The sequence below is a fragment of the Streptomyces sp. NBC_00659 genome (assembly GCF_036226925.1).
In the GTDB taxonomy this organism is placed as follows: domain Bacteria; phylum Actinomycetota; class Actinomycetes; order Streptomycetales; family Streptomycetaceae; genus Streptomyces.
The window spans coordinates 3,009,851-3,022,050 of the sequence record NZ_CP109031.1 but is presented as its reverse complement, the minus strand read 5'-3'; the positions used below and the strand labels follow the sequence as shown (position 1 = coordinate 3,022,050).

At 68.6% G+C, this 12,200-nt stretch carries 5 protein-coding genes; 4 read left to right on the top strand and 1 reads right to left on the bottom strand.

All coding sequences use genetic code 11. The features are described from left to right. Position 1: 1 nt before the first annotated feature. A complete protein-coding gene (locus OG410_RS13135; protein ID WP_329299299.1) occupies positions 2-910 on the top strand; it encodes a sugar ABC transporter permease in 909 nt (302 codons plus the stop codon). A 236-nt stretch (positions 911-1,146) separates the two neighbouring features. Next, a complete protein-coding gene (locus OG410_RS13130; RefSeq protein ID WP_329299298.1) occupies positions 1,147-2,826 on the top strand; it encodes a glycoside hydrolase family 13 protein in 1,680 nt (559 codons plus the stop codon). Between the two features lie 124 nt (positions 2,827-2,950). Here the strand turns inward: OG410_RS13130 and OG410_RS13125 are convergent, their stop codons facing one another. Continuing rightward, the gene (locus OG410_RS13125) at positions 2,951-5,002 is read right to left on the bottom strand and encodes a carbohydrate-binding module family 20 domain-containing protein (RefSeq protein WP_329299297.1); all 2,052 of its coding nucleotides are present in this window, start codon (positions 5,000-5,002) and stop codon (positions 2,951-2,953) included. Between the two features lie 195 nt (positions 5,003-5,197). Between OG410_RS13125 and OG410_RS13120 the strand changes: the two genes are divergently transcribed. Next, positions 5,198-6,580: an alpha-amylase gene (locus OG410_RS13120; protein ID WP_329299296.1), complete on the top strand. Its 1,383-nt coding sequence runs from the start codon at positions 5,198-5,200 to the stop codon at positions 6,578-6,580. 144 nt (positions 6,581-6,724) lie between these two features. Further along, complete coding sequence (pulA, locus tag OG410_RS13115) at positions 6,725-12,124, top strand: pullulanase-type alpha-1,6-glucosidase (protein WP_329304108.1); 5,400 nt, start codon at positions 6,725-6,727, stop codon at positions 12,122-12,124. Positions 12,125-12,200: the final 76 nt, after the last annotated feature.

Genomic DNA, 12,200 nt, shown 5'->3' with positions numbered 1-12,200 from the left:
CATGAGTACCACCACACTTCAGACGCCTCCGGCCGACCAGGCCACCAGGTCCGTCGAGCCGCCCCGCCCGGCCCGTGGGCGCGGCCGGCGCAGCCTCACCGGCTCGCTCGTCTCCCACGGCATCCTGACCGTCGCGAGCCTGGTCGCGCTGTTCCCGATCGCCTGGCTGGTCTACCTGTCCCTCGGTCCGGACAAGGACGACTACCTGCACCCCGGACGCATCTGGGACACGATGACGTTCGACAACTACACCTTCGTGCTCCAGCACACGAACTTCTTCGAGTGGATGAAGAGTTCGCTCATCGTGTCGCTCGGCACCACGGTCGTCGGCGTGATGGTCGCGGCCACCACCGGCTACGCCGTCTCGCGCATGCGCTTCCCCGGCTACAAGAAGTTCATGTGGGTCCTGCTGGTCACCCAGATGTTCCCGATCGCCGTACTGATCGTGCCGATGTACCAGATCCTCTCGGACCTGAAGCTCATCGACAGCTACTTCGGCCTGATCCTCGTCTACTGCTCGACGGCGGTGCCCTACAGCGCCTGGCTGCTCAAGGGCTACTTCGACACCATCCCGTTCGAGATCGACGAGGCCGGCCGGGTCGACGGACTGAGCCCCTTCGGCACCTTCTTCCGGCTGATCCTGCCGCTCGCCAAGCCGGGTCTCGCGGTGGCGGCCTTCTACAACTTCATCACCGCGTTCGGTGAGGTCGCCTTCGCCTCGACGTTCATGCTGGACGACTCGAAGTACACCTTCGCCGTCGGCCTCCAGAGCTTCGTCAGCGAGCACGACGCGCAGCGCAACCTGATGGCGGCCACCGCCGTGCTGGTCGCGATACCCGTCTCCGCCTTCTTCTACCTCGTGCAGAAGAACCTGGTGACCGGACTCACCGCGGGCGGCACGAAGGGCTGATCCGCCAGGACACCCCCAGAACGCCCCAGTCTCCCGCGCGCTCGTCGCGCGCGGGTGGCGGCCGCGGTGCCCATCCGACCCCGCCGGTACCGCGGCCGCCTCATCTCTTCCCCCGCCCCGAAGCCTTCCGCCCCGTGCTCCCGGCCTCGCGCGAGCAGGGTCTGCCCCCACAGCCGATTTCCTCCCCATGCCCGGCAGCGCCCGGACGCGGGGACCCTCATCGCATCAAGGACGCCATGAGCCAGCACTCCGCCGACCAGGCCCCGAACTCCGTTCTCGCCACCGTCGCCGCGCATCGCGACTGGTGGCGCGACGCGGTGATCTACCAGGTCTATCCGCGCAGCTTCGCCGACAGCAACGGCGACGGCATGGGCGACCTGGAGGGCGTACGTTCCCGACTCCCGTACCTGCGCGACCTCGGCGTGGACGCCGTGTGGCTCAGCCCCTTCTACGCCTCGCCGCAGGCCGACGCCGGCTACGACGTGGCGGACTACCGGGCCGTCGACCCCATGTTCGGCAACCTGCTGGACGCCGACGCCCTGATCCGCGACGCCCACGGTCTGGGGCTGCGCATCATCGTCGACCTCGTGCCCAACCACTCCTCGGACCAGCACGAGTGGTTCAAGCGCGCGCTGCGCGAGGGCCCCGGCTCCTCGCTGCGCGACCGCTACCACTTCCGTCCCGGCAAGGGCGAGAACGGCGAACTGCCCCCCAACGACTGGGAGTCCATCTTCGGCGGCCCGGCCTGGACCCGGGTCACCGAGCCCGACGGCACCGCCGGCGAGTGGTACCTGCACCTCTTCGCGCCCGAGCAGCCCGACTTCAACTGGGAACACCCGGCCGTGGGCGACGAGTTCCGCTCGATCCTGCGGTTCTGGCTGGACATGGGCGTCGACGGCTTCCGCATCGACGTCGCGCACGGCATGGTCAAGGCGGAGGGCCTGCCGGACCTCGGCGACCGCGAACAGCTGAAACTGCTGGGCAACGATGTCACGCCGTTCTTCGACCAGGACGGCGTCCACGACATCTACCGGCAGTGGCGCACGATCCTCGACGAGTATTCGGGCGAGCGCATCTTCGTCGCCGAGGCGTGGACGCCCACCGTCGAGCGCACCGCGAACTACGTGCGCCCCGACGAGCTGCACCAGGCGTTCAACTTCCAGTACCTGGGCTCCCACTGGGACGCGGCCGAGCTGCGCGCGGTGATCGACCGCACGCTCGACGCGATGCGCCCGGTCGGCGCCCCCTCCACCTGGGTGCTGTCCAACCACGACGTGACCCGGCACGCCACCCGGTTCGCCAACGAGGCCGGCCTCGGCACCCAGATCCGCACCGCGGGCGACCGGGAGCTCGGGCTGCGCCGGGCCCGCGCGGCGAGCCTGCTGATGCTGGCGCTGCCCGGCTCCGCCTACGTGTACCAGGGCGAGGAGCTCGGCCTGCCCGACGTCGTCGACCTGCCGGACGAGGTGCGTCAGGACCCGGCCTACTTCCGGGGCGCCGGACAGGACGGCTTCCGCGACGGCTGCCGGGTGCCGATCCCGTGGACCCGCGCCGGCTCCTCGTACGGCTTCGGCGACGGCGGCAGCTGGCTGCCGCAGCCCGCCGAGTGGGCCGAGCTGAGCATCGAGGCGCAGACCGGCGTGGCCGGTTCCACCCTGGAGCTGTACCGCGACGCGCTCGCCGTCCGGCGTGAGCGCGCCGACCTCGGCGCGGGCGACGGCGTCACGTGGCTGACCGCACCGGAGGGAGTTCTCGCCTTCCGGCGCGGTGACTTCGTCTGCACCGCGAACACGGGGAACAAGGCCGTGACCGTTCCCGCGTACGGCCGGGTGCTCGTCTCCAGCGGCGAGGTGACCCTGTCGAAGGACGGCGAGGCGAAGCTGCCCGCCGACACGACCGTGTGGTGGGCCGTCTGACCCACGCCTGAGCGGTGCTCCGGTCCTGACCACCGGCGCACCGCTCGTCCGACGGGCGGTCGACACACGCACGGAAAGCGGTGCTCCGGACCTGACGGCCGGAGCACCGCTTCCGTGTGTGTGCCTACTTCCAAGTGTCGCTCACGGCGTACCCGGCGCCCGAGCCCGTGGTGTAGGAACGGTTGTCACCGGACTCCCACGTCACCGCGCCCGACGCGTCCTTCTTGATGTACTTGTACGTGAACGACGTCGACCTGGGCACGATCGCCATCCGGCCCCAGTACGGGTACGACGCCGAGGACAGCGGGATCGCGTCGGCGGTGTTCCAGGAGCCGAGCGCGGGGATCGAGCCGACGACGTACACATTGGTGCCGTAGACGGTGGTCGCGGTCACCCCGAAGGTCAGATCCGTCGCGGCGGCGTCGGCCACGTTCCAGGAGTTCTGCGCCGTCACGGCCGCCGTGCCGGTGGTCAGGGTCCGGTTGGCGTTGGACTCCCAGGTGACGTTCCCCGAGGAATCCTTCTTGATGTACTTGTACGTGATCGCGCTGTTCGCCGGGACCTGGACGTCCGTCTTCCAGACCGGATAGCCGGACGAGGACAGCTTCACCGCGCTCGCCGTGTTCCAGCCGCCCAGCGCGGCGGCCGAACCGACGACGTACACGTCCGTGCCGGAGGGGGTCGACGCGTACTCGTCGAAGGTCGCCGTGACCGTGCCGGTGCCCGGATCGGTGCCGCCGCCACCGCAGTTGACCGTGCAGACGTAGTCCGGGTCGTAGAACGCGACGGCGCCCTTGGCGGGCACGCTCAGGGAGGCCTTGCCGCCGGTGACCGTGACCGAGCCGGCGCCGCCGTCGATGACGTTCGGGTAGGTGCCGTCCGCGAGACCGGTCGTGTACGTGTGGGTGTCGGCGGCCGAGCTGTTGTTGACGGCGACGAAACCGGCGCCGCCCCGGCCGAAGCCGATCACGTTGGACGCGGGGGACTGCCAGTTGGCGACGGCGTACCCGGCGGCCGCGTTGTGCCAGCCGACCATGCCGGAGACCGCGGTGTCACGGTCCAGGCAGTACCAGCCGGAGGCGCAGTCCGTGTCGGTGACGAAGCCGCCGCCCGAGTTCGGCGGGGCCTGGTCGCTCTGGCTGAAGGTCCAGCCGGAGTACACCGACGGCCTGCCGTAACCGCGGGCGAGCTGGTAGATGTTGGCGAGCAGGGCGGTCGCGCCGTCCTTGTAGCTCAGCGAGTAGCCGTTGCGCTCGGTGTCGTGGTTGGTGACGAAGGTGGTGGAGTTCGCCTCGGCGGCCAGCCCCCAACTGCTGCCGAAACCCGACAGGTTGGCGATGTCGCCCTGGAACTGTGCCTTGACCTGCGAGGCGAAGGTGAAGTCGAGGACGTCGCCGGTGCCGTAGTACTCGTCGAGCGAGGGCGGGGTGCCGGGATAGACCTCCTGGGTGATGTACGGCGCCGAACCCGAGGTCGTGGTGTGCAGTCCGGCGACGAGCGCGCTCATGTCGGCGGCCTCGATGTGCTTGGCCGCGTCGATCCGGAAGCCGTCGACGCCCAGGTCGATCTGCGCGTTGAGGAAACCGGTGATCTTCGAGCGGACGTTGCTCTCGGCGGTGTCCAGGTCGGGCAGGCCGAGCAGTTCGCAGTGCTGTACCTGATACCGGTTGGTCCAGTCGGTGATCGTCGTGGTGCAGTCGTCGCTGTCGGCCGGGTCGTAGTCCGGGGTGTCGTACTTGCCGGTGACGACCGTGCCGTTGTAGCCGGTGCCGGTCTGGGCGGCGGTGTGGTTGATCACCGCGTCGGTGTAGACCTTGATGCCGGCCGCGTGACACGTGTCGACCATGGCCTTGAAGCCGGCCGCCGTGCCGAAACGGCTGTTCAGGTTGTACGAGTACGGCTGGTAGACGTCCCACCAGTAGTAGCTGGACTGCTTCAACGACTCGGCGGGCGGGGCCACTTGGACGGCCCCGTAGCCGGCCGGGTCGAGCACGTTCGTACACTCCGACGCGACCGACCTCCAGTTCCACTCCCACAGGTTGGCGATCACGTCACCGTTGGGGACACCGGTGTCCGTCGCCGCCGCTGCCTGCTGGGCGGGCACTGCGGCCAGTCCGCCGAGCGTCAGCGCGACGGTCGCGAGCAGCAGGGGAACCCTTCTTCGTCGTAAGGCCATCGGGGATGCGGCTCCTCTCCGGATCGGTCAGCGCGGCCGCGGGGGTGCGGAACTGACCCGTGTGGAGCGTGAGACCGCCCAAGGGGGCGCGTCAATAAGGAAGTTGAAAGTTCTTTCGACATCTTGCTGAAACATGATTGCAAGCGGTACGTTCCGATCCCCCCACCCGCACGACGAAGTGCAGGAGTACCCCACATGGCAAGAAAATCGCTAGCGGCCTCGTTCGCCCTCGTGGCGGGCCTGGCGGTCACCGTGACCGTTCCCCCCGGTACGGCGGCGGCCTCGCCTCCCGGCACCAAGGACGTCACCGCCGTCATGTTCGAGTGGAAATTCGACTCGGTCGCCAAGGAATGCACCACCACACTGGGCCCCGCCGGATATGGCTACGTCCAGGTGTCCCCGCCCGCCGAGCACATACAGGGCTCGCAGTGGTGGACCTCGTACCAGCCCGTGAGCTACAAGATCGCCGGACGGCTCGGCGACGCCACCGCCTTCAAGAACATGGTCAGCGCCTGCCACACGGCCGGTGTGAAGGTCGTGGCGGACACCGTCATCAACCACATGGCGGCCGGATCCGGCACCGGCACGGGAGGCTCTTCGTACACGAAGTACAACTACCCGGGCCTCTATTCCTCCGCCGACATGGACAACTGCACCTCCAGCATCAGCGACTACACCAACCGTGCCAACGTCCAGAACTGCGAACTCGTCGGTCTCGCCGACCTGGACACCGGCGAGGAGTACGTCCGGTCGGCCATCGCCGGCTACATGAACACCCTGCTCGGCTACGGCGTCGACGGCTTCCGCGTCGACGCGGCCAAGCACATGCCGGCCGCCGACCTCGCCAACATCAAGTCCCGGCTGAGCAATCCGTCCGTCTACTGGAAGCAGGAGGCCATCTACGGCGCGGGCGAGGCCGTCCAGCCCACCGAGTACACCGGCAACGGTGACGTCCAGGAGTTCCGCTACTCCTACGACCTCAAGCGCGTCTTCAACAACGAGAACCTCGCCTACCTGAAGAACTACGGCGAGGGCTGGGGCTACATGAGCAGCTCGGTCTCGGCCGTCTTCGTCGACAACCACGACACCGAGCGCAACGGCTCGACGCTCAACTACAAGGACGGGGCGAACTACACCCTCGCCAACGTCTTCATGCTCGCCTACCCCTACGGCGCCCCCGACATCAACTCCGGCTACGAGTGGTCCGACATCGACGCCGGACCGCCCAACGGCGGTACGGTCAACGCCTGTTGGCAGGACGGCTGGAAGTGCCAGCACGCCTGGCCCGAGATCAAGTCGATGGTCGCCTTCCGCAACACCACCCGGGGGCAAGCGCTCTCCAACTGGTGGGACAACGGCAACGACGCGATCGCTTTCGGCCGGGGCAGCAAGGGCTTCGTGGCCATCAACCACGAGACCTCCGCGCTGAGCCGTACGTACAGCACTTCGCTGGCCGCGGGAACGTACTGCAACGTCCAGAACAACACGAGCATCACCGTGAACAGTTCGGGCCAGTTCACGGCGACGCTGGGCGCCAACACGGCCCTCGCGATCTACGCGGGCAAGTCCAGCTGCTGAAAACCTTTTCCGCATGTTGCAAGACTCTTGCTGTAAACCTTGCGTGAGCGATACGGTCACGCGGGCGTTCGGCATCGTGGCCGAAACGCTGCGCGGGGTCGGACCCGAGTACGCCGTAATCGCTAGGAGTTCACGACTGTGGACCTGATACCGAGAGGGCCGGCGAGCCGCACCAGCCGCCCCAGGCTGCGTGCAGCCGTCCTCGCCGCCGCACTGGCCGTATCGCTTGCGCAACCCCTCGTGGCGCGGGCCCAGACCCCGCCCGCACCGCCGTCGGACGCGAAGCTCGCCGCCGAGCCGTCACGGCACGACTCCACCCGTGACCAGTTCTACTTCGTCATGCCGGACCGTTTCGCCAACGGCGACACGTCCAACGACAAGGGCGGACTGACCGGTTCGAGGCTGTCGACCGGGTACGACCCCACCGACAAGGGCTTCTACCAGGGCGGCGACCTCAAGGGCCTGACGAAGCGGCTCGACTACATCAAGGACCTCGGCACCACCGCCATCTGGATGGCGCCGATCTTCAAGAACCAGCCCGTCCAGGGCACCGGCAAGGACGCCTCGGCCGGCTACCACGGATACTGGATCACCGACTTCACCCGGGTCGACCCGCACTTCGGCACCAACAAGGACCTGGAGACACTGATCTCCAAGGCCCACGCCAAGGGCATGAAGGTCTTCTTCGACGTCATCACCAACCACACCGCCGATGTCGTCGACTACGAGGAGAAGTCCTACAGCTACCTCTCCAAGGGCGCCTTCCCGTATCTGACCAAGGACGGGAAGCCGTTCGACGACGCGGACTACGCGGACGGCACCAAGGGGTTCCCGTCGGTGGACGCCGACTCCTTCCCCCGCACGCCGACGGTTCCCGCCGCGAAGAAGAACGCCAAGGTCCCGTCGTGGCTCAACGACTCGACCATGTACACCAACCGCGGTGACTCCACCTACGCCGGCGAGTCCACCACGTACGGCGACTTCTCCGGCCTCGACGACCTGTGGACCGAGCGTCCCGAGGTCGTCAGCGGCATGGAGAAGATCTACGAGCGCTGGGTCGAGGGCTTCGGCATCGACGGCTTCCGGATCGACACCGTGAAGCACGTGAACATGGAGTTCTGGACGCAGTGGGCGACCGCCCTCGACGCGTACGCCGCCAGGCACGGGCGCAAGAACTTCTTCATGTTCGGCGAGGTCTACTCCGCCGACACGTCGATCACCTCGCCGTACGTGACCCAGGGCCGCCTCGACGCCACGCTCGACTTCCCGTTCCAGGACGCCGCCCGCTCCTACGCCTCGCAGGGTGGCAGCGCGCAGAAGCTGGCGTCCGTCTTCGGCGACGACTACAAGTACACGACCGACAAGGCCAACGCCTACGAGCAGGTCACCTTCCTCGGCAACCACGACATGGGCCGCATCGGGTACTTCCTGGACCAGGACAACCCGAAGGCGACCGACGCCGAACTGCTGAAGAAGGACAAGCTCGCCAACGAGCTGATGTTCCTCAGCCGCGGCAACCCCGTCGTCTACTACGGCGACGAGCAGGGCTTCACCGGCTCCGGCGGCGACAAGGACGCCCGGCAGACGATGTTCGCCTCCAAGGTCGCCGACTATCTCGACGACGACGAGATCGGCACCGCCCGCACCCACGCGAGCGACGCCTACGACACGAGCGCGCCGCTCTACAAGACGATCAGTGCTCTCTCCAAGCTGCGCAAGGACAACCCCGCCCTCACCGACGGAGTCCAGACCGAGCGGTACGCCGCGGACGGCGCCGGTGTGTACGCCTTCTCCCGCACGGACGCGAGGACCGGCACCGAGTACGTCGTCGCCGTGAACAACGCCGACGAGGCGAAGTCGGCCACGTTCGCGACGGGCTCGGCGGACATGAGCTTCCGCGCCGTATACGGAACGTCGGACTCGGCGAAGAGCGACGGGGACAAGAAGGTCACGGTCACCGTGCCGGCCGGTTCGGCGATCGTCCTCAAGGCCGCGGGCCGGCTCGCCGCCCCCGCGACCAAGCCCACGCTGACGTTGAAGGCTCCCGCCGCGGGCGCCACCGGCACCGTCGAGCTGTCGGCGGACGTCACCGGCGGACAGCTCGACCGGGTCGTCTTCGCCGCCCAGACCGGCAACGGCAAGTGGCACACCCTCGGCTCCGCCGACCACGCCCCGTACAAGGTCACCCAGGCCATCGGCGAGGACGTACCGGCCGGAACCGCCCTGCGCTACAAGGCCGTCGTCGTCGACTCGGCCGGACGCACCGCGAGCGCGACGGCCGAGTCCACCACCGGCACCGCGCCCGCCGCGGAGGTCCCGACGGCCTCCTCGCGCGACTACGCGGTCGTCCACTACAAGCGCACCGACGGCGACTACACCGACTGGCGCCTGTACGCCTGGGGCGACATCGCCGACGGCGAGGGCACGACCTGGCCCGCCGGACACGACTTCGTCGGCCGCGACGCCTACGGCGCCTTCGCCTACGTCAAGCTGAAGCCCGGAGCCTCCAGTGTGGGCTTCCTGGTCATCGACAAGGACGGCAACAAGGACGTCGCGAGCGACCGCACGATCGACGTCACCAAGACCGGCGAGGTCTGGGTCGAGCAGGGCAAGGACACCGTCCTCACCGAGCGGCCCGAACTGCCCGCCCAGGACAAGACGAAGGCGGTCATCCACTACCACCGCGCCGACGGCGACTACGCCGGCTGGGGTCTGCACACCTGGACCGGCGCCGCGACGCCCACGGACTGGACGAAGCCCCTGGAGCCGGTACGGACCGACGCCTACGGCGCCGTCTACGAGGTGCCGCTCGCCGAGGGCGCCACGAGCCTCAGCTACATCCTCCACAAGGGCGACGACAAGGACCTGCCCACCGACCAGTCGCTGGACCTCACCGCGAACGGCCACGAGGTGTGGCTGCTCGGCGGCCAGGAGAAGTACCTGCTGCCGCAGCCCGCGGGCAGCGCGGCCGCGCTCGACCTGACCACCTCCAAGGCGGTCTGGATCGACCGCTACACGGTCGCCTGGAACGGCTCCGACGCCGCCGTCTCCACCCAGCTCCTCTCCTCCCGCGACGGCTCGATCGCCGTCAAGGACGGCGGGCTGACCAGCGACGACGAGCGCTGGCTGCGACTGGGGAAGACCACCCTCACCGACGCCCAGAAGGCGAAGTTCCCGCACCTGAAGGCGTACACCGCCTGGTCGATCGACCCGCGCGACCGCGACCGGGTGCGCTCCGCGCTCGGCGGCCAGCTCGTCGCCTCGCAGCGGGCCGCGAACGGCGCCGTGCTCGCGGCGACCGGCGTGCAGATCGCCGGAGCTCTCGACGACCTGTACCCCGCGACGAAGGCGCACCTCGGGCCGGTCTTCCACGACGGTGTCCCCACCCTCTCGGTGTGGGCCCCGACCGCGCAGTCGGTCGGCCTCGACCTCGACGGCTCCACCGTCGCCATGAAGCGCGACGACGCCACCGGCGTCTGGTCCGTGACCGGCAAGAAGTCCTGGACGGGCAAGCCCTACCGCTACGTGGTCAAGGTGTGGGCGCCGACCGTCCGCAAGATCGTCACCAACAAGGTGACCGACCCGTACTCGGTGGCCCTGACCACCGACTCGAAGCGCAGCCTGGTCGTCGACCTGGACGCCAAGTCCCTGGCCCCGTCCGGCTGGTCCTCGCTCAAGAAGCCCAAGGCCGTGCCGCTCAAGGACGCGCAGATCCAGGAACTGCACATCCGTGACTTCTCGGTGGCGGACAGGACCGTCCCCGCGAAGGACCAGGGCACCTACCTCGCCTTCGCCGACAAGAACAGCGACGGCTCGAAGCACCTGAGGAAGCTGGCCGCGTCCGGCACCTCGTACGTGCACCTGCTGCCCGCGTTCGACATCGCCACCATCCCCGAGAAGAAGGCGGACCGGCAGAGCACCGACTGCGATCTGGCCTCCTACGCCGCCGACTCCGAGAAGCAGCAGGAGTGCGTGGCGAAGACCGCCGCAAAGGACGCCTACAACTGGGGCTACGACCCGTACCACTACACGGTCCCCGAGGGTTCCTACGCCACCGACCCCGACGGCACCGGACGCACGGTCGAGTTCCGCAAGATGGTCAAGTCGCTGAACGAGGACGGACTTCGGGTCGTCATGGACGTGGTCTACAACCACACCGCCGCCAGCGGCCAGGCCGACACCAGCGTCCTCGACAAGGTCGTCCCCGGCTACTACCAGCGGCTCCTCGCCGACGGCAGCGTCGCCAACTCCACCTGCTGCTCCAACACGGCCACCGAGAACGCCATGATGGGCAAGCTGGTGGTCGACTCGATCGTCACGTGGGCCAAGGAGTACAAGGTCGACGGCTTCCGCTTCGACCTCATGGGACACCAGCCCAAGGCCAACATCCTCGCGGTCAGGAAGGCCCTCGACGGGCTGACCCCCGCCAAGGACGGCGTCGACGGCAAGAAGATCGTTCTGTACGGCGAGGGCTGGAACTTCGGCGAGGTCGCCGACGACGCCCGGTTCGTCCAGGCCACCCAGAAGAACATGGCGGGGACGGGCATCGCGACCTTCTCCGACCGTGCCCGTGACGCCGTCCGCGGCGGCGGCCCCTTCGACTCCGACCCCGGGGTCCAGGGCTTCGGCTCGGGCCTGTACACCGACCCCAACTCCTCCACCGCCAACGGCACCCCGGCCGAGCAGAAGGCCCGCCTGCTGCACTACCAGGACCTCATCAAGGTCGGCCTGGCCGGCAACCTGGCGGCGTACCGCTTCACCGACACCGCGGGCAAGGAGGTCAAGGGCTCCGAGGTCGACTACAACGGCCAGCCCGCCGGCTACGCGGCCGCGCCCGGCGACGCGCTCGCCTACGCCGACGCGCACGACAACGAGTCGCTGTACGACGCGCTGACGTACAAGCTGCCCGCGACGACGAGCGCCGCCGACCGGGCCCGGATGCAGGTCCTGGCGATGGCGACGGCCACCCTCTCGCAGGGTCCGTCCCTCTCCCAGGCCGGCTCCGACCTGCTGCGCTCCAAGTCGCTCGACCGCAACTCCTTCGACAGCGGCGACTGGTTCAACGCCGTCCACTGGAACTGCCAGGACGGCAACGGATTCGGGCGCGGACTGCCGATGGCCGCGGACAACACCTCGAAGTGGCCGTTCGCCAAGCCGCTGCTGACCTCCGTCACGGTGGGCTGCGAACAGATCGACGGCACCTCGGCCGCCTTCCAGGACCTGCAGCGGATCCGTACGGGGGAGACGGTCTTCTCGCTCTCCACGGCCGCCCAGGTGCAGTCGCAGCTCTCCTTCCCGCTGTCGGGCAAGGACGAGACCCCCGGAGTGATCACGGCGCGCCTCGGCGACCTCGTGATCGTCTTCAACGCGACCCCGGAGAAGCAGAAGCAGACCGTCGGCTCGCTGGCCGGTTCGGCGTACGCGCTGCACCCGGTGCAGGCGTCGGGCGCGGACGCGGTCGTCAAGTCCTCGTCCTACGCGAAGGACACGGGCTCCTTCACCGTTCCGGCCCGCACCGTGGCGGTGTTCACCCGGACCCCGTGACGGTGGCCTGACCCGGCCCGACCCGGTGGGGGCGGCCCCGGACACCCTGAGCACGACGGGTGTCCGGGGCCGCCCT